Genomic DNA, 23,275 nt, shown 5'->3' on the forward strand with positions numbered 1-23,275 from the left:
GGGAGTCCTGTCTTGTCCGATCCGCTTGCCGAGGTTGTCGCCTTGCTCCAGCCAGGGGCATCCCGATCGAAGCTCGCCACGGGAGCAGGCCTCTGGCGTGTCAAGCGCTCGGACAACGGGCAGCCATTCTATTGCGTCATACTGGAAGGCTGTTGTTGCCTCGCAGTCGAAGGCCACGAACCGATCGCTCTGCGGGCCGGGGATTTTGTCCTGATCCCTTCTGCAACCAACTTCTCGATGTCGAACGCAACTCTGCCTTCGCATGAGGATGGCGACACACGGCACACGGTGCTTCCCAATGGAGAAGTCAGAAACGGCGATCCCGATGGCGTGCCCGATGTCAGATCGCTCGTTGGTCACTGCACGTTCCGATCCCCGGATGCCGCGCTCCTGGCCTCGCTGCTTCCGCGTGTCATCCACGTTCGCGGCGAAACGCGCTTCACGACCCTGGTCCAGCTCGTGCGGGAGGAGACGAGAGCGCAACGCCCCGCGCGTGACGTCATTCTCGAGCGTTTGCTGGAGGTGCTGCTGATCGAGGCGCTGCGATCCATCGCGGAAACGGGAGCCTCGCGCGGTCTGGTACGTGGCCTTGCGGATGAGCGTCTTGGTATCGTGCTCCGCCAGATGCATGAGAATCCGAGCAGGCAATGGACCGTGACGGAGCTTGCCAAGTCGGCCGGTCTTTCCCGTTCCGCTTTCTTCGAGCGTTTTAGCCGTGCGGTTGGCGTCTCGCCAATGGAGTATCTGATTTCCTGGCGCATGGCGCTCGCCAAGAACATGCTGTTGAATAACGAAGGCGGCATGAAGGAGATCGCCGAACGGGTTGGATATGGTTCCGCCAGCGCATTCAGCATTGCCTTCACACGTTCCGTTGGGCTTCCACCCACGCACTATGCGCGATCGCAACAATTGTCTGGAATTCAATAGCGCTCTCAGGAGGCCCGGCGGCCAAGGTGATCGCGAGGGCTTGCGATCACCTCGGAGCGGCGATCCAGGCGGAGCCTTCTCCATCCTTCGGGCTTGGATGATCCAATCGTGCATTGGTTGGTCCGAGTGGTGAGAACAGTTCGTGATGCGAAAAAGGATTACGCCCTTTGACAAATGCGCCGCTGTGCATCATATCAGCCGTCAATGAGCCGCCTGCGCGAATTTCGCGCGGGCGGTTTTGCATTTCAACGGCGCCTTTTTTGCAATTCATTCGCATAAGCATGGCGCAGGGACATCGGAGAAGGGCATGAGCGCTCAGGGAAACGATACGATCAGGCGGCTGGCCCTCTGGGGCATTCCGCTATCGCTCGGCGTGCTGGGGCTGAAGATGCTGGCCTGGCAGGTGACAGGCTCGGTAGCGCTGTTGTCCGATGCGCTTGAATCCCTCACCAATGTCGTCGCGGCCTTCATCGCGTTCTTCGTCATTCGCTATGCCCAGAAGCCGGCCGATCACGATCATCCCTTCGGCCATCATAAGGCGGAATATCTGTCCGCCGTTACCGAAGGGGTCATGATCGTCGTCGCCGCGCTGATGATCGTGCAGGAAGCGGTCGGACATCTCGGCAATCCGCAGCCGATCCAGGCGCCGGTGCTGGGTCTCGCCATCAACTTCGTCGCGGGCGTCATCAATGCTGTTTGGGCTGTCACGCTGATCCGCGCCGGCCGGGCGCATCGATCGCCGGCATTGACTGCAGACGGCCAGCACATCATGTCCGATGTCTACACCTCGGTCGGGGTGCTCATCGGCCTGCTGTTGGCGCTTGGCAGCGGATACCCGATCTTCGACCCTGTGCTCGCCATTCTCGTTGCCATCAACATTCTCTATCAGGGCTGGAAGGTCATCTCCCATTCCATCGACGGATTGATGGACAAGGCCGTGCTGCCAGCGGAGGAGATCGTCATCAAGGATGCGATCGCCGGGAATGCCGAGGGCTCGCTTGGCGTGCATGACCTGAAGACGCGCCGGGCGGGGGCCGTGACCTTCGTCGATTTCCACATGGTCGTGCCTGCCGCCATGCCGGTGCGTGAAGCGCATCGCATCTGCGACCGCCTTGAAGATGCCATACGGGCGATCCATGCGGGCGCCGAAATAACCATTCATGTGGAGCCGGAGGGCGAGAAGGCCCATGGTATCCGCGTCAAAGTGATCAAGGAGACCTGAGATGCCAAAGACCGATGTGTCCGGCCTGTCGATGCTCGGCAACCAGACGGAGACCGCCAGCAATCCGGAAGAGGCGGTTCTGGAGAAGGTGCCGTCCGGCCATGCCGGCACCGATTACGTCGTGCGCTTTACCGCGCCCGAGTTTACCTCGCTCTGCCCGATGACGGGACAGCCGGATTTCGCCCATATCGTCATCGACTACATCCCGAACGAATGGCTTGTCGAATCGAAGTCGCTGAAGCTCTTTCTGCATTCCTTCCGCAATCACGGCGCGTTCCATGAGGATTGCTCGATCTATATCGCCAAGCGTCTGGTGGATCTGCTGCAGCCGAAGTGGCTGCGCATCGGCGCCTACTGGTATCCGCGCGGCGGAATTCCGATCGATGTCTTCTGGCAGACCGGCAAGCCGCCGGAAGGCGTGTGGCTGCCGGACCAGGGCGTGCAGCCCTATCGCGGCCGAGGCTGAACAAAAAAAGCCGCCATTCTCGGATGGCGGCTTTTCTCTAGTGTCGTTGCGGTTCGCGCTCAGGCAAACGAGCTGTCGTCGCTATTGTCGGACGAATCGTCATAGTCGTCGTCCTGAGCGTCCTGAGCAGCATCCTGGGCATAATCGGCCGCGCTCTGATCATTCTGATCGTTGTTGTCGTCATTGCCGAAATAGTTGTTGTTGATGATCGTTTCCTGAACGGGCTGTTCGGCTGCGTTGGCTGCCGTGCCTCCGAAGAGGCCGCTGCCGGCATTGCCGCCGAAGAGACCTCCGCCAGTGCCGCCGAGATGTGGGCTGAACAGGCTGGAGAGCGATTCCGCCAGCATCACGCCACCGGCAACGCCGGCAGCCGTGCCGAGAGCGCCGCGCAGGAAGCTGCCGCCAGCCGAAGGCGCCGCTGCCTGCTGGGTCCATGGGCCGGATGGCTGCTGCTGCGGCTGGCCAGCCCAGGGACCGGGCTGAGGCGCATTGCGGGCATAATCGTCATAGAGGCGACCCTGCTGCTGCGGATTGCCGCCCTGCGGTGCCGCGGCGCGCTGCTGTTGCTGGCCGCCACCGAAAAGCGAACCTATCCCACCCAGGAAACCGCCACTCTGGCCCTGCTGGTGATTGTCGGCGCCCTGCTGTTCGAGCTCGTGCACACGGGCTTCAAGCTGCTGAATGCGATCGGCCGCTGCCTTCATGCCCTGCTCCTGCATGATGACAGCCTGCGCCAGGAAATAGGGCGCATAGGGTTGGTCGCGAACCGACTGGTTGATGAAGGTCTCTGCATCGGCGTCGCGCTGGGTGCTGGACGCACCGCGCACGCGATCGAAGAGAGAAGCGAGCAATTGACGTTCTTCAGGCGACATGATGGCCTCCTTGGCTATCTGTGCTGCAAATTCGGGGCGCGATCTTTCATCGCGTTGAGCTGACGTAGGATCAAATCTCGGCTTTTCAAAGCCATTCAAGTTACATTTCGGTAATCCGCAACCATAACACCATGTTGTCAGTCGCTATTCCCGCCTTGTCTTTTTCCGGCATTGTTTTACGCATTGAGTCGCACTATGTGCGGTGAACGACGCATCATGCTGGAGAGTGGAATGAACGACGAAGACGAACAGGAAGACAAGAAGACCGAGCAGCCCTTGGGCAAGGACGCGGAGGCGAATCTTTTCAAGTCGCGTTCGATCTTCATCTATGGTGGCATCACGCAGGAGCTGGCGCAGAAGGTCTGCTCGCAGCTCGTGGCGCTTGCCGCAGCCAGCGACGAAGACATCCGCATCTATGTGAACTCGCCCGGCGGCCACGTCGAATCAGGCGATTCCATTCACGACATGATCAAATTCATCAAGCCGAAGGTCTGGGTGATCGGCACGGGCTGGGTCGCTTCCGCCGGTGCGCTGATCTATGTCGCCGCTCCGAAGGAGCGCCGCATTTGCCTGCCGAACACGCGCTTCCTGCTGCATCAACCGTCCGGCGGCACGCGCGGCATGGCCTCCGACATCGAAATCCAGGCACGCGAAATCATCAAGATGAACGAGCGCCTGAACAAGATCTTCTCGGAAGCCACCGGCCAGCCGGTCGAGCGCATCGCCAAGGATACGGACCGCGACTATTGGCTCTCCGCCGAGGAAGCCAAGGCCTATGGCCTGGTTTCGCGCATCGTGACCTCGCAGGCGGATATCTGATCTAGCGGATTTGCCTGATTGAATTGAGCGCCCTCGTTTGCCGGAAGGCAGGCGAGGGTGTTTCGTTTCGAGTATCGTGGGAAGCTGGCGGCGGACGTATCCGCCGCCAGCCTTCGTCACTCGGGAGGTTGCAACGTTTCCAGGAGTGACGAACTCGGAAGATTGCAATAACCAGCCGTGCCTGGCTTGGGCGGCCCTATACGGTGATTTCGACCGGCGTTCCGTCCGGCATCGTGACGACCGCCTCGTAGAAGCCGTCACCTGTCATCCGCGGCGCCGATTTCAGGCAGCCATCTTCTTTGCAGCGCTCCGCCAAGGCATCAACCGACGTCTCGCTGCCGAGCGATATGGCGATGTGGTCCCAGCCGATGCGTTCACAATGTGGATCGCGGGAAAGCCAGGGGCCGCTCATCAGCTCGATCCGGTCGCCACTTTCTGGCAGCGAGACGAAGCGGGAGACGAAACCGGGGCGGCGCTGGCTTTTATACGGCTCGCCGACAACGGCACCGAAATAGGTCTTCCAGAAATCTGCCGCCGCATCGAGATCAGGCGTCCATAGAGCTGTATGAGCGATGCGCATTTGCCTCTCCCTGTTTCTGAGAGCGGGTGACGATACCGGCACAGAGAGGCGCGGCGCAGAGCAACAGGGCGAGCATCCAGAAGGCACCGGGCAGGCCGAGATGGTTCGCCGCGAAACCGACGCCGGCAGGGCCGACCAGAACGCCCGCATATCCTGTCATGGTGATAGCCGCGACTGCCAGGCCCGCGGGCATGACTTTCTGCGAGCCTCCCTTGCGGAACAGCACCGGCACGATGTTGGAAGCGCCAAGGCCGATCAGCAGAAAGCCGCCCATGGCAACGATCGCGTTCGGGCCGAGGAGGAGGAGAGCGAAGCCTCCGACGGCGATCACGCCACCCCACAGCATGATCGCCCTGTCTCCGAACCTCGCGGTGATGGCGTCGCCTCCCAGTCGGCCTGCGGTCATCGCTACGGCGAACAGCATATAGCCAAGGCCGCCATGGCTGGCATCGACGCGGCCCTGGCTGGTGAGAAGCAAGGCGCTCCAGTCGAGGATGGCGCCTTCGACGAGGAAGGTGATGGCCGCAAGAGCAGCGAGCAGCAGCACGAAGCCGCGGGGCATGACGAAGAGCGGCGCGTCCTCCGCTTGAATTGTTCGAAGCAGCCGCGGCCATGCGACGACCATGGCGACGACCATTACGACCGAGCTTAGAAGCGTGGCGGCGAGGGGGCCGGCCTTGACCGACAGAAGCAAAGTGACGAGCAGGGAGCCGATGAAGCCGCCGATGCTGAAGAGCGCATGGAAGCCGGACATCAGTGGCCGGTCAGCGCCTTTCTCGACTTCGACGGCGTGAATGTTCATGGCGACGTCGAGCGACCCGAGGCAGGCGCCGAAGGCGGCCAGGGCAAGGCCGAGGGTAAACGGCGTGCTGGCCAGGGCCAGTGTCGGCAAGATAAGCGCGAGGCCGAGACCGCCGGCGATGATGATCGGCTTGCTGCCGTAGCGCGCGCTCAGCATGCCGGTCGCTAGCATTGCCGCCACCGAGCCCAGGCCGAGGCAAAGCAGCAGCATGCCGAGCATGCCATCATCGACCCCGAGACGAGCCTTGGCGAAGGGGACGAGAGGAGCCCAGCAGGCGAGGGCAAAGCCCCCGACCAGAAAGGCAAGTCGTGTTGCCAGCCGGGTTTCCGGCCGATCGGTGGATTGCATGGTCATTCCTTGTCCTTCGAGATCAGGTGGGTGAGGCGACGTCACTCGCCTTCACGAGCGAAAAGCCGGCCTCGGCGGCCGCCTTCTCATCGTCGGCGGGCAGGTCGTTCTCGACGACAAGCCAATCGATATCGGCAGCGCCGCCGACGCGGTGCGGTGCGCGTTCGTGAAATTTCTCCGACGTAATCAACGCGATGCGGGATGCGCTTCTCTTGAGAAGCGTCCGCTTGAAGATCGCATCTGCATGTTCATACACGCTGACGCCGCCTCTTGCCGAAATGGCGCAGACACCCAGGAAGCAGCGGTCGATATTCATGGCTTCGATGGCCGCAACCGCGGAGGCGTCGACGCTTCCGCCGACGACGGGATCGACTGCGCCGCCGATCAGGACGAGCGGAATGTCGCCGCGCTTCATGATCGCACTCGCTATGTCGATGGAGTTCGTCGCGATCGTCGCTTCAAGATCCTTCGGCAGCAATCCCACCATTTCAAGATTCGTGCTGCCGCTGTCGAGAAACAGGAATTCTCCCGGTTCGATCATCGCGACGGCTGCCTGCGCCAAGACCTTCTTGCGGCCGGATTCCAGTCCGATCCGTGCGGATATGGGGTGAGAGAGCGTCAGCAGCGGCAGTGCGCCGCCATAGACGCGCCGGCATTTGCCCTCTGCGGCCAGTGCCCGCAGATCGCGACGCACGGCATCCTCGGACACGTTGAACTCCGCCGCGAGCGAAGCGGCTATGATCTGCCGCCCCTCTGCAAGCCGCGTTTCGATGACATCCCGGCGGGATAAAGGGAGTGAATTGCTCATAAATTTGCAGTACCGTGCATAAACAAGAGAGTCAATATTCGCGTTTATGCACGATTTGAATCGGCGATGATATAGATCGCGATTGGTTTGGTGGTCGCCGCCGCCATTTTGGCCAGAAACTGCACTTGCACGCTCAACGCTTGTAATGCTCCATGCGGGCTCAATCGCTGTTCGTATGAGTCTCCCTCGCCATGCTCAAAGATTTTTCCATCCAAAGCCTGTTCATGGGTTGCCTCACCGCCTTTGTCGGCTTTGCCAGTTCCTTTGCCGTCGTCTTCCACGGTCTGCAGGTCGTGGGTGCGACGGATGCGCAGGCGGCGTCGGGTCTCATGGCTCTTTCGGTTGCGATGGGCCTTTGTGCGATCTTGTCGAGTGCCGTGACCAAATTGCCGATCAGCATCGCCTGGTCGACGCCGGGAGCGGCGTTGCTGGCCAGCGCGGGCGCGATCGAAGGCGGCTTTCCGGCGGCGGTTGGGGCTTTCTTCATCTGTGGCGTTCTGATCGTTATTGCCGGGCTGTTTCGCCCATTCGGCCGCGCGGTCGCCTCGATCCCAGCGCCGCTGGCGAACGCCATGCTTTCGGGCGTGCTGCTTGGCCTGTGTTTTGCGCCGGTGAAGGCGATTGCCTTCAATCCTGCCTTCGGCCTGCCGATCATTCTCGCATGGATCGTCGTCGGCTCGTTCAAACGGCTCTGGGCGGTGCCGGCGGCACTTGCGGCCTTTGCCCTGGTGCTGGCCTTCGGTGTGAAGATACCGGATGGCGCGCTTGCCTCGCTCCAGCATTCGTTGCTGCCGACCGTCGAGCTGGTGAAGCCTGTGTTCACCGTCGCCGGCATCGTCTCCATCGCGCTGCCGTTGTTCATCGTCACGATGGCATCGCAGAATATCCCCGGCATCGCCGTGCTGAAGGTGCACGATTACGATCCGAAGCCAGGTCCGCTGTTTGCCATTACCGGTGTATTTTCACTGTTGGCCGCGCCATTTGGTGGCCATGCCGTCAATCTCGCCGCGATTACCGCCGCCATGTGCGCCGGGCAGGATGCGCATGCCGACCCCAAGCGGCGCTATTGGGCGGCGATCGTCGCCGGGATCGGTTATGTCATCTTCGGATTGCTGGCGAGTGCCGTGACGGCTTTCGTGGCGCTCGCGCCGCCGATCCTGATCGAGGCGGTTGCCGGCCTGGCGCTGGTCGGCGCGCTTTCCAATTCCGCCCTGAATGCCTTCCAGCAACCGGAATCGCGCGAGGCCGCGGCCATTACTTTTCTGGTGACGGCATCGGGCGTTTCCTTCGGAGGGGTTTCCGGCGCCTTCTGGGGCCTGCTTGCCGGCGGATTGATGATGGCGCTGTCGCGCGGCGTGCAGATGCTGAAGAAGTGAGCAAGGGGTTGCTTCTTTCTGATCCGGCGGCTATAAGCGCGGCCATGAAGACGACTGGCGCAAAGATTTCCGAACAGATTGCACGTGGGCGCGTTGCCCTGCGTGACAATACGCGCGCCCTTACTTCGCTTCTTCTCCTCGGCCTTACGCGCGGTTGTCGGGTCCTTTGAGGAGCGCCCGGCGGCCGAAAAGCCCGCTGGCCATCGCTCCTCGCGACTTACCCTAAAATCGACAGCTCACCCGCAAGGGGTCCGCATTTATCATCGCCAAGCCGCATCCGATCGGCTAAGACGCGGGATAAAATGACGGGAAAGGAAGAGACGAGACCATGGACGCGAACAGCCATTCCCCCAAAGGCATGCCCGAAGCGACGGTAAAATACCGCGCCTATCCCCAGATCAACATTTCCGACCGTACCTGGCCGTCGAAGATCATCACCAAGGCGCCGGTCTGGTGTTCGGTCGATCTGCGCGACGGCAACCAGGCGCTGGTCGATCCGATGGGCCACGATCGCAAGGCCCGCATGTTTCAGCTGTTGCTGGACATGGGCTTCAAGGAAATCGAGATCGGTTTTCCCTCTGCCTCGCAGACCGACTTCGATTTTGCCCGCTGGTGCATCGAGCACGGCAATGTGCCTGAGGATGTATCGCTGCAAGTGCTGGTGCAATGCCGCCCCGAATTGATCACCCGCACCTTCGAAGCGCTGGAAGGCGCCAACAAGCCGATCGTGCATTTCTACAATTCCACCAGCGAATTGCAGCGCCGCGTGGTGTTCGCCAAGGACGTACAGGGCATCAAGCAGATCGCCGTCGATGCGGCGAAAATGATCAGTGACATGGCGGCCAAGGCCGGCGGCGGCTATCGTTTCGAATATTCGCCCGAGAGCTTCACCGGCACCGAGCTGGATGTCGCTCTGGAAATCTGTAACGCCGTCATCGACGTGATGAAGCCGACGCCGGATAACAAGCTGATCATCAATCTGCCGTCGACAGTCGAAATGGCGACGCCGAACATCTATGCCGACCAGATCGAATGGATGTGCCGCAATCTCGACAACCGCGAAAACCTGATCATCTCCTTGCATCCGCACAATGACCGCGGAACCGGCATCGCCGCCGCCGAATTGGCCTTGATGGCCGGTGCCGACCGCGTCGAAGGCACTCTGTTCGGCAATGGCGAGCGCACCGGTAATGTCGACGTCGTCACGATGGCGTTGAACATGTTCACGCAAGGCGTCGATCCGGAACTCGATTGCTCCAACATCGAGCGCATGAAGGAAGTCTTTGAATATTCCAACCAGATGGTGATCGGCGAGCGCCACCCTTACGTCGGCGAGCTGGTTTACACCGCCTTTTCCGGCTCGCATCAGGATGCGATCAACAAGGGCATGAAGGCCGCCAAGGTCGCCAACGATCCGGTGTGGGAAGTGCCTTACCTGCCGATCGACCCGCAGGATGTCGGCCGCACTTACGAGGCGATCATCCGCATCAACTCGCAGTCCGGCAAGGGCGGTATCGCCTATATCATGCAGCAGGACTACGGGCTGAACCTGCCGCGCAACCTCCAGGTCGAATACCGCGAGGAGATCCAGCGCATCACCGACGAGGAAGGCAAGGAGCTGCCGTCCAAGCGCATCTACGAGCATTTCATCGAGCGCTACGTGACCCAGCCGAACGCGCGCATTCGCTTCGTCGACCATCACACGTTTGCCGATCCCGAGCACAAGGGCCAGCGCATCGTCGCCGCGGAGATTACCGACAATGGCGAAGTGAAGCGTATCGAAGGTCGCGGCAACGGCCCGATCGACGGTTTCATCAACGCGCTTTCGATCTATCTCGGCATCCCGATGTCTGTCGAGGATTATTCCGAGCACTCGCTCCAGCACGGCTCAAACGCGGCGGCGATCTCCTACGTCGAGGTCTCCCATCCGGGCGGCAAGCTCTTCGGTGCCGGCATCAATACCAACATCGTCGCTGCCTCCCTCGAGGCGATCGTCTCGGCGGCGAACCGCGTCCTCGCGATCAAGGCCGCGTAAGGCCTAAAGCATGTCGCGCAAAAGTGCGCAGCAATTTTGCGCGACATGCGCAAAATCAAGGACCTAAAGCGCGAGAAGCGAATCTGAAAGATCGCGACGCGCTTTAGGCTTTCCGCAACTTCTATTGAAGTCCCCTCGGTTATACCGGGGGATTTTTGTTTTGCCGGTTGCGAATATTGGGGCGGGCAGGGCCGTCACTTATCCTTGGTAAGCACAGCACGCTGCTTCGTCAGGCGCTCGAGCTCTTCTTCCTGCTCTGCGATGCGCTCCGACGTCCGTTCTTCATCGGCTGCGCCGGAAAAGGCGGCCGCCTGTTCGATCAGCTCGCGAAGATTTTCCCTTATCGCCGCGATGCGCCTGTCGATTTCAGGGATGGTCAGCAGAACGTCGGACATGTCGGAACTCCAGTCAGAATATCGGACCCGTGCGATTACCGCAGTCCATTATCCATCGACCGGCCGGCAGCTGCAAGCTGCAAAGCGGATGGGAGAGCTGTCAGATTTCCGAGGATACCCGGTTGGCGATCTGGTCGAGCATCGCATCCGATGAGGGGCCAACGATCGCATAGGTCGTGCTGTTGCGATGCCAGGACACGATGCTGATATCGTCCTTGATGGTTTCGCTGAAATCGTCGTCGGCAACGCCGTCGGTCTTAGTGAAGCAGATGGCGACGACATCGCCGTCGAGGTTCTTGTAGATCAGCTGGCCGACGGGCTTGCCGCCGGCAATGAACATGCGTGCGCCCTGGAAGACCAGACCATCGGCAGCAAGATCCGGAAAATTGAATTTGACGCCGACCGTGCTTGTCAGCCACCTGGCGATCTCGTCCAGCTGGCTTGCCTGCAGCTCGACCATATGCTGCGGCTGGCGCGAATAGATGCGGTGATAGGCGGCGATGTCATCCAGCCAGTTGCGCGTGGTGGCCTGCGCCGGCGTCGGGGGCGGACTTGCCGGGGCGTCAGCGGGCAGGATGCCGAAAAGATAGCCGATGCCGCCGCCGACAGCGAAGAGAATGAGGGCCGCGGCCAGCGACTGCCTGCCCGTCGGCACCAGTTTCAAGGATTGCCGGGCAATACGGGGGGAGGGGTCGCGAGTCTTCGGAGGCTGAGCGCTCTTGATGGAACGAACGAGCGCCAACGGCACCGGCTCCTTCAGAACCTCATCGAAAGCCTTGCGGCCGACATCGGAGCCGTGCTTCAGCTCATCGAAAATACGCCGTGCATCCGGGTCGGAGGCAATGAGCTTTTCCAGTTCTTCCTTTTCTTCACGGCTCGTTTCGCCGTCCATGAAGGCGGACAATCGGACTTCGAGCGGCGTTTTCTTCATGTCTTGCAATGCTTAAAACCTTCGAGGCGAGCGACTATGACCCTGGGAGGCAAGATAAAGGCGCGCGCTGGAGAGCCTTGACGTCACTGCCGACAGAGGAATGCCGAGGATGTCGGCGGCTTGCTTATAGCCGTGCCCCTCGACATCGACCAGCAGGAAGACACTGGCAAGTCCTTCTGGCAAAGATGTGACAAGCCGATGCGCTTCACCGGCTTCCACCAGATTTAAATGCGAGCTGGCTGCCGGCTCGCCCTGCTCCAGTGCGCTGCCCTTGGCCGCGGGCCGCAGCTTGTGGCGCCGCGCCTCATCGACCCATTGATGCCTGGCCATGGTATAGAGCCAGCTCTCCAACCTGCCGCCACTGTTCCAGAGATGGAACTTGGCGATGCCGCGCTGACAGATGCTCTGGACAAGCTCGTCAGCCTCGGCGAGATCGCCGGTCAGCGTCACCGCAAAGCGGCGCAGCTTCGGAAGAAGGCCGACCAGATCGCGTCTGATATCGATGGCTGCTACCGGCGTTGGCATGATCGTTCCAAGGAGGCGTTGGAGGTTGTTGTCTGGGCGAAGTGCTTCCGCAACGGTCGACCTTTCCCGTGAGAAAGATGATGCGAGCGGAACAATCGTCCTGTGTTGGTATGAACCATTTCCGTGCCGTTTCGCAAGTCTTCAAAAGCACTCGCGCGCCGAACTGTCTTTCTTCGAGTGGTGATCCGATCAGACGCCGGTCCGCTCTGTCTCAATGGGTGGCCCAGGCTCTCCAACGGCAGGCAGCAAACGTGAAGCCGGTTGCGAAAACCGGCATCCGGCGCTTCTTGTCGCGGCTTCAAAACCAATCTCATCCTCCAGGATTCCAATGGTTCGATTGTAGCGCCGTATCTTAGAAAACGCTATCGAAACGATGCAGGCGGTGGCGTCCAAACGCCCATCACATCGCCATGATATCGACGCCTCCCGGATCGACGCCGCTACCCTTGTCATTGAGGCTATAGCGCTCCGCCTTCAGCTCCCAGGCACCCGGACGGCCGGCAATGGTGAAGAGATTATAGGCGGCGCGCGGCTTTAATCCGCCGACCCCTTGCGATGCGGAGGCGATACCGACGACAGGCACCGGGTCCGTCTGGCCGCGCATCCAGTGCAGGGTGTTGAGGTGGGTGTGGCCATGCAGCACCAGCTCCGCACCACCCGTCGAGATCACGGCGGCGAAGCGGCGAATGCCGATCATGCGCTTGTAGAAGCTGGTTGCGCCCCTGATCGGCGGATGATGGATCATGACGACGCGAAAGAGGCCGGCGTCCCCGGCTGCCCGCAGAAGGTTCACCGTCTCGCGCGCCTGACGGGCGGAATAAAAGCCGCTTGCCGCAAAGGGCGGCGTGGCGACGGCTGTGGAGCAGCCGATCAGCGCGACCTGCTCGCGGATACGCAGATACGGAAAGATCCGCTGGTCTTCCTGCCATTCGGCAGGTGCGCGATCGCCTCTGACATAGGGATACCAGGCGCGCATCGCCCTTTCGTAGGCGCCGGGCACATAGGCATCGTGATTGCCGGGCACGACCGACGTGTGGAGGGGATCGCCGACCGTCTTCAGCCATTCAGCCGCGGTCTGGATCTCCATGCCGCTCGCAAGATTGACGAGATCGCCGGTTACGGCCAGATGATCGGCCTGTTTCGCCCTGATGTCGTCGAGAAGGAGGTCAAGCGTGTCGCCAAAAAGATGCTTGCGCCGGTTCCGGTGCCAGTTCACAAATCCGGTAATGCGTTTGGAGGCGAGTTCTCTGATTGAAAGACGTGGCAGCGGACCAAGGTGAACATCGGAAATATGCGCGAGTTTGAACATGGGATGAGACATAGCCCACTCTATTGTCAAAACAAATACATCCCCCATCCGATTGCAGATCGGGATGCCGGGGTTCAGGCATGAGCAACGACAATCGAAGGGATGAAAGGCAGAGTTTGGCCGCTCGGCTGTTTGGCCGGGCAATACATGTCTATTTCATGCTGACCCGCAGCATGACGCTTGGCGTGCGTGCGGCCTGCTTCGACCGCGAGGGGCGGATCTTTCTGGTGCGGCACTCCTATATCGCCGGCTGGCATATGCCCGGCGGCGGTGTCGAGCGCCATGAGACCGTGGAGCAGGCACTGGAGAAGGAGTTGCGCGAGGAAGGCAATCTGGTGATCTCGGGCAAGCCGCAGCTCTTCCACGTCTATTTCAACAACCACACCAGCAAACGCGACCACGTCGTCTTCTACCGCGTTGAGGTCACTCAAACCGCACCGCGCAAGCCGGATCGCGAAATCGTTGAAAGCGGGTTCTTTGCCGTCGATGCGCTGCCGCCGGGCACGACCAAGGCAACCTATCGCCGGCTCCAGGAGCTGGATGGAGCGTTGGCTCCCTCCAGTTATTGGTAGTGGCCGGTCCTTGGATCATGCGGCCTTTGCCAGCCGCTCCCGCCCATGCGGACGATCGAAGTCCAGCTTGGGGCCGACCGGCACAATCCCGGTGGGATTGATGGTCTTGTGGCTGCCATAATAGTGCTTCTTGATGTGCTCGATATCCACCGTCTCGGCAACGCCGGCAATCTGATACAGGTCTCGCAGATAGGCTGAGAGGCTGGCATAGTCGGCGATGCGGCGGATGTTGCATTTGAAATGGCCGACATAGACAGCGTCGAAGCGGACGAGCGTCGTGAACAGCCGCCAGTCGGCCTCCGTCAGCCGATCTCCGAAAAGATAGCGTTTTGTCGCAAGCCGCTGGTCGAGCATGTCGAGCGTTTCAAAGACGCGGATGGCATTTTCCGCATAGGCTTCCTGCGTTGTCGCGAAGCCGGCCTTGTAGACGCCGTTGTTGACCGTGTCGTAGACGAGTTCGTTCAGGGCATCGATATCGGCGCTGAGATCGGCGGGATAGAAATCCGCCCTGGAGCCGGTCAGGCCATCGAAGGCGGTGTTGAACATGCGGATGATTTCGGCCGATTCGTTGCTGACGATCGTGCCGGCCTGCTTGTCCCAGAGAACGGGAACGGTTACCCGGCCGGAATAATGCGGATCGGCCTTCACGTAGATTTCCCAGAGCGCCTTGGCGCCGAAGAGAGGATCGCCGGTTCCGCCGTTCTTTCCGTTGAGTTCCCAACCGTTCTCCAGCATCAGCGGATCGACGATCGAGACCGAGATCAGCTCTTCGAGCTTCTTCAGCTTGCGGAAGATCAGGGTTCGGTGCGCCCAGGGGCAGGCGAGAGAGACGTAGAGATGATAGCGTCCGGCCTCTGCCTTGAAGCCGCTCGTGCCTGTCGGGCCGGGGCTGCCATCCGCTGTCACCCAGTTTCGGAATTGCGACGCGGCGCGCTTGAAATGGCCCTGCGTGTCTTTGGTGTCGTACCAGACGTCATGCCAGACGCCGTCAACCAATATGCCCATTGCTCAATCCTTTCGGAGGTGCTGCCGAAAACTCACGATGAAAATACCGGGTGCGTGCCGGATTTCGAGACGACAAATGATGAACACTGCGTTGCATGTGCTGTAGAGAGGCCCCCCATCGGCGTCGTGCTCCTGGACAAGACATGATGCGGGCACGATCTTGCATCAATAGACGGCAGCATGCATTTTGCGTTGGACGCGCCGAATATTTCCTGCTATCCGGCTTTTCACACTTTAAGGACCGCTTGTCATGAAAGTAACCAGAAGCCTGCGACGACGCCGATGAACTTGAACGCTCGACGAGCGCTTTCGAGAACAATTCCGTCTGTCTATCTGGTTTCCTTGGTCTAATGTACAAGCACGATCTGGTCTACCTCACTGAGGATGCGTCGCACGACGCTGTCATCGAACTCATCAACGAAGAAGCGTTTGGCCCTGGCCGGTTTACGCGCGCTGCGGCTCGCATTCGCGAACAGGGGCCACACGATCGGTCGCTATCCTTCATCTGCGCCGACGACGGCGAGACCATCGCCTCCGTGCGGATGACGCCGGTATTGGCTGGATCGGTCAACGGACATCTGCTAGGACCGCTCGCCGTACGCCCTTCGCACAAGAACAAGGGCATCGGCCGCGAGCTTGTGCGGATCGCGGTCGAAGCTGCGAAGCGCAAGGGCTCGGAAGCCGTCATCCTGATTGGCGATCCGCCCTATTATGGCCCGCTCGGTTTCGAGAAGGTCGCCTATAACGCGCTGGCTTTTCCGGGCCCCGTCGATCCCAATCGGGTGTTGGTCGTGCCGGTTGCCGCCGACACCCATGCACGGTTGCCCGGCTCCATCGTCTGGCGCGACGATGCCGCTCTGGCTGCCGATGTCGAGGACGATGATCTGGGCGATGTCGTTCAGATCACGGCGATTGCGGTCTAAGTTTCCATTAGCGAACGATTGCCCGGCTTGATATTAGCTGGGCAGCAGTCTCTTCTGCAGAAAGAAGCGGCTGCGGCCGGCGGGGAAATCCGGCAACTCGCCGAAGATGGCATAGCCCTGCCGCTGGTAGGCCTTCAGCGCCTGTGGGTTGAAGGTATCGATCCACGCGCCGAAGCAGCCGCGGGCGACTGCTTCGGCTTCCGCCGCTTCCAGCAACTTTCCGGCCATGCCTTGGCCGCGCAGCGTTTCCGGCACGAACAGCCATGCCGTGAACAACCAGCCCCAGGCCGTGTAGCCCGACACCCCGCCGATGACCTTGCCGCTTTCGTCGCGGATCAGCACCGCAAGCGAGCGGCGCTTGGAGGGGCCGACATCGGCGGCATTGAAGGCCGTCAAACCCTCGCTGATCGCAGCAAGTTCGCCTTCAGAGGGGGCATCGGTCACATCGAGTTGCGTCATCAGATTCACCGTCCTTCGCGCCACCATGTGGCGGAGAAGGCAAAGAGGAGGGCGGCAAGACCGACAAAGCCTGCAAACAGCGGCAGGGTGTTGATCCCCTTCAAGACGGTTTCGTCGGTCATGCGGATGGTCAGACGCTGCCCGTCGGCGACACGCACCGCACCGCGCACCGGCAGGACCTGCGGGACCGTGACGCTGCCGTTTGCGCCGGCAATGCGGGTGACCAGACCCTTGGTCTTCTGTGCGAGCGGCTTCAGCGTCTCGGTGGTCGAGATCATCGCCTTGAATTCCGGAGCATCGATGGCGCCGATATGCACCAGCGTCGACAGATTGCCATTGGCGATCTGATAGAGCCCGATCTCGTTCATATGCTTCTCAGCCTGATAAAGACCCGGTTGCGTCTGCTTCAGCGGCAGGGTCTCAGTCTGGCCCGACGGCAATTTGATGGTGGCGGGGCCGGGGTCGTCGCCGATGGTCTGGCGCGTCACCTGCAGCGTGCGGCCGGCGGCGTTTGCCGTCAGCGCCTCTTCTTCCAGGGCCGGCTCCTTCAGCAGCCAATGGGCGATGCGGCGATAGAGCGACACATGCGGGCCGCCGCCTTCGAAACCGCGCGCCCAGAGCCAGCCTTCGTCGGAGAGCAGCATGGCGACACGGCCCTGACCGACGCGATTGAGCACCAAGAGCGGGCTGTTGTCGGCTCCGACCATAACGGTCTGGCCCTGCGGCTTTTCAACATCGACGCTGCGGAACCAGCGGCCCCAATGCGGCGGCTCGGTGTCGGAGCCGTCGAGGCCACGCGTCACCGGATGCTTGCGACCCTGATCCGACAGGCGCGGATAAAAGGCCTTCTCGATCATCTGACCGGTCGGCTCGGCCGGCAGCACCGAGGCAAGCGGCGTCAGCGCGATCGAGCTGCCGCCGGCATGCTCGGGACCGGCCGCCACCAGCAGGGCGCCGCCATTTTCGACATATTGCGCCATGTAATCATAATAGATCGTCGGCAGGACGTTCTGGCGGTCCTGATAGCGGTCGAAAATGATCAGGTCGAAAGAGTTGATCTTGTCGACGAAGAGCTCGCGCGTCGGGAAGGCGATCAGCGACAGTTCGTTGATCGGCGTGCCGTCCTGCTTGTCCGGCGGCCGCAGGATGGTGAAATGCACGAGATCGACTGATGCGTCCGATTTCAACAGGTTGCGCCAGGCACGCTCGCCCGCGTGCGGCTCGCCTGAGACGAGCAGGACGCGCATGTTCTGGCGGATGCCTTCGATCAGCTGGACAGTCTGGTTGTTGATCGGCGTGACTTCTCCGGGAACCTCGGCGACGGCGAATTCGAGGACGTTGTTGCCGGCGCGCGGCACCTTGAAGCTGAAGGGCGTGTCCTGGCCGGGTGTGGCTTGCAGCGTGGCGATCTCGTCGCCGTTCATCTTGACGGTTACGGCCGCGGTGCCGCCGGGGCTCTTGCCGTCGTCGACGACGCGGAAGACGAGCTGCTGTTCGTCGTTGACGATGCCGAAGCGGGGTGCGCGCACGATTTCGATGCGGCGATCGAATTCGTCCGGCTTGCCTGTTATCAGCCCGTGAATGGGTGCGTCGAAACCAAGCTGCTGATTGACGCCTGGGATGTCGTGGATCTGGCCGTCGGTCAGGAAGATCACGCCGCCGATGCGGGCGGGCGGCACGTCGGCGATTGACGAGGAGAGAGCGGAGAAAAGCCGTGTCGATGGCGAATCCGATTCCGCCGGGTCGCGGAACTCGACGATGCGGGGCTCTATGCGCGGGAACTGCGCCAGCCGGTCCTTGAGCATCGCCAAGGCCTCGTCCGTCATCTTTGCGCGTTCCGGCGTCTGCTGGCTGAGGCTGCGGTCGACGACGACGGGGACGATCGTCGTCAGTGGATCGCGATCCTCCTGCATGAGTACCGGATTGGCGAGTGCCGCCAGCAGGGCGATGCCCGCCAATGCGCGAACCCAGCTGCCGCGCAGACGCCTGTAAATGGCAAGCGCTGCGATGGCGAGCGTGAGCACCGCCAAAGCGGCAAGTACAGGCCAGGGGAGGAAAGGGGCAAAACCGATATTCATATCATTGCCCCAAGCGCTGCAGGATATCGGGAACGTGGACCTGATCGGACTTATAGTTTCCGGTCAGCATGTACATCATGATGTTGACGCCCGTGCGATAGGCATATTCTCGCTGGGTCTCGTCCGAGGGTACGGTCGGCAGCAGCGGCGAGCCATTGTCGTCGACGGCCCAGGCACCGGCAAAGTCGTTGCCCGTAATCATGATCGGCGTCACACCGTCGGAGGTGGCGACCGCGTTTGCGTCGCGGCGTGCATCCTGACGCGCCTCCACCCAGAGCGGGCTGTCGGCATAGCGGCCGGGGAAGCTCGACAGCAGGTAGAAGGATTTGGTCAGCACATGGCCTGCGGGCACCGGCTCCAGGGGCGGTATATCGAGATTGGCGAGGATCTGCTGCAGCCGCTGGCCGTTCGGGCTCGGCGACGAGGTGTCGCCCATCGTGTCGATGGCGTCGCGCGTGTCGAAGAGCACGGTGCCGCCGTTGCGCATATAGGCATCGATGCGGTTGATGGCATCGTTGGACGGCATCGGCGCCGTTGCTGAAACCGGCCAGTAGATCAGGGGGTAGAAGGCCAGTTCATCCTTGTTGAGGTCCAGGCCCACCGGCGGACCGGGCTCCAATGTCGTGCGATAGGTGAGGTAGTCGGAGAGGCCGGCGAGCCCGCGTTCCGATATATGATCGATGTCCGTTTCGCCTGTGACGACATAGGCAAGATGTGTCTTGTCCAGCCGCGAAAAGATGGCGTCGTCTCCGGGTTTTGAATCGTCCGCGAGTGCATTTGCCGGATGCAGGAAGATGGCGAGCGAGGCTGCCAGCAGCAGCATGGCTGCACCGCCCGCGATCGTCTTTGCCGATCTGCCGAGGCGCGGGAAAGCACCGTTCATGAACAAGACGATCAGGCTGTCGGCCAACAGCAGCAGGAAGGCAAGGGTGAAGAGGATCGGCTTTGCCGACCAGGCTTCCCCGCCGATAAGACCTTCGCGTGCGACGGCGCCGGCAGCCGAAACATCGAGCGGCTTGAGCGCCGTGCCGTTCGGCAGGGTATTGAGCGCGCTAAAACCTTCTTCGGAACCGTAGAGGCCGGGCGGGTTGTCGAAACTTGCGACAGCCGCCCCCTTGTTGCTCGGTTCCAGCGGCCGTGCGCTGCCGATCTCGCTGGTCAGTACGCCCTTGGCGGTCAGGAGCCGATAGGGCGGCATCGCTTCGCTTGCCTTGGAGGCTGAGCCTTCCGCCGATGTGACGCCGCCGGCGCGCGACAGCTGCACGATGCGGCGCAGCATCTCGACGAAATCGCCTGATATCGGCAGATCGGACCATTGCGGCTCGGCACTGACGTGGAAGAGAACGATGCGGCCGGCCTGCATCTGCTTTTCGGTCACCAGCGGCGTGCCGTCGGCGAGGCTCGCCCAGGTGCGCTCGGCAAGATCCGGCGTCGGCTCGGCCAGAACCTGTCGCTTGACCAGGACATTGGTCGGCTTCGGCATGCCGGCGAAGGGGCCGAATGAGGGGAAATCGGCAAGCGGCTGCGGCTCGGCCCAGGAAAGCGCGCCGCCGAATGTGCGCTCGCCCTGCCGCAATGTGACGGGAACGAGCGGATCATCGGCGGGTGCCGCGGCAAGGCGCGGTCCGGCGAAGCGGACGAGCGTGCCGCCATTCTCAATCCACTTCTGCAGCGGCGCATAGGTTTCCTGCGGCAGGCGACCGACATCCGCCATGATGATGATCGAGGGATTGCCCGTGAGCAGTTCTGGGATCGACTTTGCCAGATCGGCGCTGTTGGGCTGCGTCAGGTCGGCATAGGGCTGAAGGGCGCGCTGGATATAATAGAGCGGCGACAGGATCGGCTGGAATTCATCGGCCGCCTGACCGGAGAGAAGCGCCACGCGGCGTCGGCGAAAACCATCATCGAGCAGATAGACGCTGCCGGCGCTTGCCTGGCGATCGATGCCGATGCGGGCGAAATCATTGCGCATTTCGAAGGGGGCGGTGATCGAGCCGCTGGCGACCGTCTGCCCGCCCGCGAAATCAAGCGAACCGGCTGCAATCGGCCGGCCTTGGTTGTCCTGCGCGGTCAGCCCAAGACGCATCGGGCCGGCGCCGCTCAGCCGCGTTGCCGTCACTGTCATGTTGCTGGCGGTATTGGACGCGCCGCTGATTGCGACGATGTCGTGGCCATCGCCTTCGACCAGCCGCAGCTCGCTCGGCTGAAGTGCGGCGAGCCGGCTGACGATGTCGTCCTTGTCTTTGCTCTCGACGCCATCGGAGATGAAGGCGACCGTGCCGGGCTTTGTGCCGTTGAGCGCCGCTTTCACGGCGTCGGCGGCGCGCTGTCGATCCGGCACCAGCGGCCTTGGATTCATCGCATGCAGCTTGTCGCGGGCCGCTGTCGCCGCCCCCGGCGTCGCGTCATTGCCCTGTTCGGCGGTGAAGGCGATCGAGACGGGGATGCCCTTGGCATCGGCATCGTCGATCAGCGCGTCGGCGGTGCGCACACGGCGCTCCCAATCCGAGACGCTCGCCCAGCTGTTGTCGATCATCAGCACCAGCGGGCCGCTGCTCGAGAGCGTGTTGCTCCGCGGATTGAACATGGGATTGGCAATGGCGAGGATGACCAGTGCGGCGAGCAGCATACGCAAAAGCGTTAGCCACCAGGGGCTGCGGGCCGGCGTTTCCTCGCGCTTGAGAATGCTTGCCAGGATGCGGAACGGCGGGAAGACTTCACTTCGTGGCTGTGGCGGCGTCAGCCGCAGCAGCCACCAGATCGCCGGGAGCAGGATGAGTGCTCCGAGGATGGCCGGCGACGCGAATGCGAAGGAGAGGCCGCTCATGGCTGTCCTCCAGACGCGACCCTGGCGGGCATGCCGGAAAGATACATATGTACGGCGACCAGCGCCTCGGAGGCCAGTCGGTCGGTGCGATGGCTGACGAAGGTCCAGCCGAGATGGCGCAGCGACTGGCCGAGATTTTCACGCCGCGCGAGATAGGCGCGCTGATAATCCTCGCGCAGGTTTTCCGCGCGGCCGGCGATCAGCTTCGAACCCGTTTCTGGATCGCTGAATTCGGTGCGTCCACTATAGGGAAAGAGCTCTTCGGCGGGGTCGGCAACCTCGATCACATGACCGCGCAGCCCTCGGCGGGCCAATGGTCCGATCCTGCCCATGACGCCGTCGGCATCGTCGAGAAAATCGCCGATCAGCACGATATCGCTCCAGCCGCGGATCATCGCCGTCTGCGGCAGGCCGCCTTCGAGCGGGGTGTGCATCAGGGCTGCGGCCAGGCGTTCGGCGGCGTTGCGGGTCGAAACCGGCTCCATGATACCGGGGCAGCCGATCCGTTCGCCGGAGCGGGAAAGAATTTCCGCCAACGCCAGCATGAGGACGAGCGCACGGCCTTCCTTGGAGGCATGGCCATAGGTCGATTTATACATCATCGACGGCGACAGATCGGCCCAGAGCCAGATCGTGTGCGCGGCCTCCCATTCATGATCGCGGATATAGGTATGGTCGTCGCGAGCCGAGCGCCGCCAGTCGATGCGCGAAAGGCTTTCGCCTTCGGTATAGGGTCGGAACTGCCAGAAGTTCTCGCCGATGCCGCGCTTACGCCGGCCGTGCCACCCGGCAATCACCGTGTTGGCGATGCGCTTGGCTTCCACGAGGCAATCCGGCACGAGGGCGGCGCGACTGCGGGCACGGGAAAGCGCATCATTGCCTGAAGTCGGTCTGACGATCTGTCCGATGGATGCCACGCGTTTACATTCTCCTCGACATCCAGCTTACGGTCTCGACTGCTTGACCAGCCCGGCGATGACATCGCGCACGGACATGCCTTCGGCGCGAGCCGCAAAAGTCAGCGCCATGCGATGTTCCAATACGGGCTCGGCGAGCGCATGAACATCGTCGATCGACGGTGCAAGCCGGCCCTCATAAAGGGCGCGGGCACGGGCGCATAGCATCATCGCCTGACCGGCGCGCGGGCCGGGACCCCAGGCGACGTGCTTGTCGGTCGAGGCGTTACCCTGACCGGGACGAGCGGAGCGCACCAGAGACAGGATCGCATCGACGACGCCGTCGCTGACGGGCATCTGACGGATCAGTTGCTGGATTTCCAACAGGCGCTCGGCATCGATGACCGCCTGCGGCGTCGCTTCGCTCAGGCCGGTGGTTTCGAGCAGGATGCGACGCTCGTCGGCAAGTTCGGGATAATCAACATCGACCTGCAGCAGGAAGCGGTCGAGCTGGGCTTCCGGCAGCGGATAGGTGCCTTCCTGTTCCAGCGGGTTCTGCGTTGCAAGAACATGGAACGGAGCGGGCAGGTCGTAACGCTGACCGGCGATGGTGACGTGATACTCCTGCATGGATTGCAGCAGAGCCGACTGCGTGCGCGGCGAGGCGCGGTTGATTTCGTCGGCCATCAGCAATTGCGCGAAGACCGGGCCCTTGACGAAACGGAAGGAGCGGCGGCCGGTTTCATCCTGATCCATGACTTCGGAGCCGAGAATATCCGAGGGCATCAGGTCCGGCGTGAACTGCACGCGGCTGGAGGCAAGGCCGAGGACGGAGCCGAGCGTGGTCACGAGCTTTGTCTTGGCAAGGCCCGGAACGCCGACCAGCAGAGCATGGCCGCCGGCCAGCACGGCCAGAAGCGTGTTTTCCACGACGCTTTCCTGGCCGAAAATGACCTTCGACACCTCCTGGCGAACGGCGGCAATATCGCCCAGCGCCTTCTCGGCTGAAGCGATGATGGCCTGCTCGTCGAGGCTTGTTTCGGTCGATTTGATCATGCCCATTTGCGTCTCCAATGGCAGAAAAACGGTGTGCGTGATTC

22 protein-coding genes are annotated in these 23,275 nt (G+C 61.8%); 8 read left to right on the forward strand and 14 right to left on the reverse strand.

All coding sequences use genetic code 11. The features are described 5' to 3' along the window. Window positions 1–12 precede the first annotated feature (12 nt). The 3 genes from ACIQWP_RS07305 to queF all read left to right on the forward strand — a co-directional run bounded on the left by ACIQWP_RS07305 (window position 13) and on the right by queF (window position 2,615). A complete protein-coding gene (locus tag ACIQWP_RS07305; RefSeq protein WP_402784107.1) occupies window positions 13–927 on the forward strand; it encodes an AraC family transcriptional regulator in 915 nt (304 codons plus the stop codon). Window positions 928–1,234: 307 nt separating this feature from the next. Continuing rightward, window positions 1,235–2,149 (forward strand): cation diffusion facilitator family transporter, encoded by a 915-nt coding sequence (locus tag ACIQWP_RS07310; RefSeq protein ID WP_402784109.1) that lies wholly within the window; start codon window positions 1,235–1,237, stop codon window positions 2,147–2,149. 1 nt (window position 2,150) lies between these two features. Next, complete coding sequence (queF, locus tag ACIQWP_RS07315) at window positions 2,151–2,615, forward strand: preQ(1) synthase (protein ID WP_015340658.1); 465 nt, start codon at window positions 2,151–2,153, stop codon at window positions 2,613–2,615. A gap of 59 nt (window positions 2,616–2,674) precedes the next feature. Here the strand turns inward: queF and ACIQWP_RS07320 are convergent, their stop codons facing one another. Then, window positions 2,675–3,487, reverse strand: a complete 813-nt coding sequence (locus ACIQWP_RS07320; RefSeq protein WP_402784113.1) for a DUF2076 domain-containing protein — start codon at window positions 3,485–3,487, stop codon at window positions 2,675–2,677. Window positions 3,488–3,718: 231 nt separating this feature from the next. On the opposite strand from ACIQWP_RS07320, the gene ACIQWP_RS07325 reads away from it, so the two are divergent. Next, window positions 3,719–4,306, forward strand: coding sequence for an ATP-dependent Clp protease proteolytic subunit (locus ACIQWP_RS07325; protein WP_402784115.1), 588 nt, complete (start codon window positions 3,719–3,721; stop codon window positions 4,304–4,306). Between the two features lie 196 nt (window positions 4,307–4,502). On the opposite strand, the gene ACIQWP_RS07330 is transcribed toward ACIQWP_RS07325, so the two are convergent. The 3 genes from ACIQWP_RS07330 to ACIQWP_RS07340 are packed head-to-tail and all read right to left on the reverse strand — an operon-like array spanning window position 4,503 to window position 6,844. Further along, window positions 4,503–4,886 (reverse strand): VOC family protein, encoded by a 384-nt coding sequence (locus ACIQWP_RS07330; RefSeq protein WP_402784117.1) that lies wholly within the window; start codon window positions 4,884–4,886, stop codon window positions 4,503–4,505. Next, window positions 4,852–6,036 carry an MFS transporter gene (locus tag ACIQWP_RS07335; protein WP_402784380.1) on the reverse strand — a complete coding sequence of 395 codons (1,185 nt, stop codon included), beginning with the start codon at window positions 6,034–6,036 and terminating at the stop codon, window positions 4,852–4,854. Before ACIQWP_RS07335 ends, ACIQWP_RS07330 begins: the two co-directional genes overlap by 35 nt. A gap of 22 nt (window positions 6,037–6,058) precedes the next feature. After that, window positions 6,059–6,844 (reverse strand): DeoR/GlpR family DNA-binding transcription regulator, encoded by a 786-nt coding sequence (locus ACIQWP_RS07340; protein ID WP_402784119.1) that lies wholly within the window; start codon window positions 6,842–6,844, stop codon window positions 6,059–6,061. 191 nt (window positions 6,845–7,035) lie between these two features. Here ACIQWP_RS07340 and ACIQWP_RS07345 point away from each other — a divergent pair, with 191 nt between their 5' ends. Next, window positions 7,036–8,220 carry a benzoate/H(+) symporter BenE family transporter gene (locus ACIQWP_RS07345; RefSeq protein WP_402784121.1) on the forward strand — a complete coding sequence of 395 codons (1,185 nt, stop codon included), beginning with the start codon at window positions 7,036–7,038 and terminating at the stop codon, window positions 8,218–8,220. A 328-nt stretch (window positions 8,221–8,548) separates the two neighbouring features. Beyond that, entirely contained in the window at window positions 8,549–10,255 is a 1,707-nt protein-coding gene (gene leuA, locus ACIQWP_RS07350; RefSeq protein WP_402784123.1) for a 2-isopropylmalate synthase, read from the forward strand. Between the two features lie 194 nt (window positions 10,256–10,449). Here the strand turns inward: leuA and ACIQWP_RS07355 are convergent, their stop codons facing one another. The 4 genes from ACIQWP_RS07355 to ACIQWP_RS07370 all read right to left on the reverse strand — a co-directional run bounded on the left by ACIQWP_RS07355 (window position 10,450) and on the right by ACIQWP_RS07370 (window position 13,445). Continuing rightward, on the reverse strand, window positions 10,450–10,650 hold the full coding sequence (locus ACIQWP_RS07355) for a hypothetical protein (protein ID WP_402784125.1): 201 nt from the start codon (window positions 10,648–10,650) through the stop codon (window positions 10,450–10,452). A 100-nt stretch (window positions 10,651–10,750) separates the two neighbouring features. Continuing rightward, window positions 10,751–11,590: an anti-sigma factor gene (locus tag ACIQWP_RS07360; RefSeq protein WP_402784127.1), complete on the reverse strand. Its 840-nt coding sequence runs from the start codon at window positions 11,588–11,590 to the stop codon at window positions 10,751–10,753. Between the two features lie 3 nt (window positions 11,591–11,593). Then, on the reverse strand, window positions 11,594–12,106 hold the full coding sequence (locus ACIQWP_RS07365) for an RNA polymerase sigma factor (protein ID WP_402784129.1): 513 nt from the start codon (window positions 12,104–12,106) through the stop codon (window positions 11,594–11,596). A 400-nt stretch (window positions 12,107–12,506) separates the two neighbouring features. Next, complete coding sequence (locus ACIQWP_RS07370) at window positions 12,507–13,445, reverse strand: metallophosphoesterase family protein (protein WP_402784131.1); 939 nt, start codon at window positions 13,443–13,445, stop codon at window positions 12,507–12,509. A gap of 50 nt (window positions 13,446–13,495) precedes the next feature. On the opposite strand from ACIQWP_RS07370, the gene ACIQWP_RS07375 reads away from it, so the two are divergent. Further along, entirely contained in the window at window positions 13,496–13,987 is a 492-nt protein-coding gene (locus tag ACIQWP_RS07375; RefSeq protein WP_402784133.1) for an NUDIX domain-containing protein, read from the forward strand. Window positions 13,988–14,002: 15 nt separating this feature from the next. On the opposite strand, the gene ACIQWP_RS07380 is transcribed toward ACIQWP_RS07375, so the two are convergent. Further along, the gene (locus tag ACIQWP_RS07380) at window positions 14,003–14,992 is read right to left on the reverse strand and encodes a glutathione S-transferase family protein (protein WP_402784135.1); all 990 of its coding nucleotides are present in this window, start codon (window positions 14,990–14,992) and stop codon (window positions 14,003–14,005) included. 350 nt (window positions 14,993–15,342) lie between these two features. On the opposite strand from ACIQWP_RS07380, the gene ACIQWP_RS07385 reads away from it, so the two are divergent. Further along, entirely contained in the window at window positions 15,343–15,915 is a 573-nt protein-coding gene (locus ACIQWP_RS07385) for a GNAT family N-acetyltransferase (protein ID WP_402784137.1), read from the forward strand. A 33-nt stretch (window positions 15,916–15,948) separates the two neighbouring features. Here the strand turns inward: ACIQWP_RS07385 and ACIQWP_RS07390 are convergent, their stop codons facing one another. Genes ACIQWP_RS07390 through ACIQWP_RS07410 form a run of 5 tightly spaced genes read right to left on the reverse strand, consistent with a single transcriptional unit; the run spans window position 15,949 to window position 23,237 of the window. Next, window positions 15,949–16,374 (reverse strand): GNAT family N-acetyltransferase, encoded by a 426-nt coding sequence (locus tag ACIQWP_RS07390; RefSeq protein WP_402784139.1) that lies wholly within the window; start codon window positions 16,372–16,374, stop codon window positions 15,949–15,951. 5 nt (window positions 16,375–16,379) lie between these two features. Further along, the gene (locus tag ACIQWP_RS07395) at window positions 16,380–18,452 is read right to left on the reverse strand and encodes a hypothetical protein (RefSeq protein ID WP_402784141.1); all 2,073 of its coding nucleotides are present in this window, start codon (window positions 18,450–18,452) and stop codon (window positions 16,380–16,382) included. Window position 18,453: 1 nt separating this feature from the next. Next, on the reverse strand, window positions 18,454–21,279 hold the full coding sequence (locus tag ACIQWP_RS07400; protein ID WP_402784143.1) for a DUF4159 domain-containing protein: 2,826 nt from the start codon (window positions 21,277–21,279) through the stop codon (window positions 18,454–18,456). Beyond that, window positions 21,276–22,196 (reverse strand): DUF58 domain-containing protein, encoded by a 921-nt coding sequence (locus ACIQWP_RS07405; RefSeq protein ID WP_402784145.1) that lies wholly within the window; start codon window positions 22,194–22,196, stop codon window positions 21,276–21,278. Before ACIQWP_RS07405 ends, ACIQWP_RS07400 begins: the two co-directional genes overlap by 4 nt. 27 nt (window positions 22,197–22,223) lie before the next feature. Next, entirely contained in the window at window positions 22,224–23,237 is a 1,014-nt protein-coding gene (locus ACIQWP_RS07410; RefSeq protein ID WP_402784147.1) for an AAA family ATPase, read from the reverse strand. Between the last annotated feature and the right edge of the window lie 38 nt (window positions 23,238–23,275).

It is taken from the genome of Rhizobium sp. NPDC090279, from assembly GCF_044769665.1.
GTDB lineage: Bacteria > Pseudomonadota > Alphaproteobacteria > Rhizobiales > Rhizobiaceae > Rhizobium.

Bases quoted from the DNA above. Each gene is read 5' to 3' on its own strand.
- ACIQWP_RS07385 (WP_402784137.1), top strand. From the start codon at position 15,343: ATGTACAAGCACGATCTGGTCTACCTCACTGAGGATGCGTCGCACGAC.
- ACIQWP_RS07345 (WP_402784121.1), top strand. From the start codon at position 7,036: ATGCTCAAAGATTTTTCCATCCAAAGCCTGTTCATGGGTTGCCTCACC.
- ACIQWP_RS07340 (WP_402784119.1), bottom strand. From the start codon at position 6,844: ATGAGCAATTCACTCCCTTTATCCCGCCGGGATGTCATCGAAACGCGG.
- ACIQWP_RS07375 (WP_402784133.1), top strand. From the start codon at position 13,496: ATGAGCAACGACAATCGAAGGGATGAAAGGCAGAGTTTGGCCGCTCGG.
- ACIQWP_RS07330 (WP_402784117.1), bottom strand. From the start codon at position 4,886: ATGCGCATCGCTCATACAGCTCTATGGACGCCTGATCTCGATGCGGCG.
- ACIQWP_RS07310 (WP_402784109.1), top strand. From the start codon at position 1,235: ATGAGCGCTCAGGGAAACGATACGATCAGGCGGCTGGCCCTCTGGGGC.
- ACIQWP_RS07325 (WP_402784115.1), top strand. From the start codon at position 3,719: ATGAACGACGAAGACGAACAGGAAGACAAGAAGACCGAGCAGCCCTTG.
- ACIQWP_RS07395 (WP_402784141.1), bottom strand. From the start codon at position 18,452: ATGAATATCGGTTTTGCCCCTTTCCTCCCCTGGCCTGTACTTGCCGCT.
- ACIQWP_RS07410 (WP_402784147.1), bottom strand. From the start codon at position 23,237: ATGGGCATGATCAAATCGACCGAAACAAGCCTCGACGAGCAGGCCATC.
- ACIQWP_RS07380 (WP_402784135.1), bottom strand. From the start codon at position 14,992: ATGGGCATATTGGTTGACGGCGTCTGGCATGACGTCTGGTACGACACC.
- ACIQWP_RS07335 (WP_402784380.1), bottom strand. From the start codon at position 6,036: ATGCAATCCACCGATCGGCCGGAAACCCGGCTGGCAACACGACTTGCC.
- leuA (WP_402784123.1), top strand. From the start codon at position 8,549: ATGGACGCGAACAGCCATTCCCCCAAAGGCATGCCCGAAGCGACGGTA.
- ACIQWP_RS07365 (WP_402784129.1), bottom strand. From the start codon at position 12,106: ATGCCAACGCCGGTAGCAGCCATCGATATCAGACGCGATCTGGTCGGC.
- ACIQWP_RS07400 (WP_402784143.1), bottom strand. From the start codon at position 21,279: ATGAGCGGCCTCTCCTTCGCATTCGCGTCGCCGGCCATCCTCGGAGCA.
- queF (WP_015340658.1), top strand. From the start codon at position 2,151: ATGCCAAAGACCGATGTGTCCGGCCTGTCGATGCTCGGCAACCAGACG.
- ACIQWP_RS07355 (WP_402784125.1), bottom strand. From the start codon at position 10,650: ATGTCCGACGTTCTGCTGACCATCCCTGAAATCGACAGGCGCATCGCG.
- ACIQWP_RS07390 (WP_402784139.1), bottom strand. From the start codon at position 16,374: ATGACGCAACTCGATGTGACCGATGCCCCCTCTGAAGGCGAACTTGCT.
- ACIQWP_RS07320 (WP_402784113.1), bottom strand. From the start codon at position 3,487: ATGTCGCCTGAAGAACGTCAATTGCTCGCTTCTCTCTTCGATCGCGTG.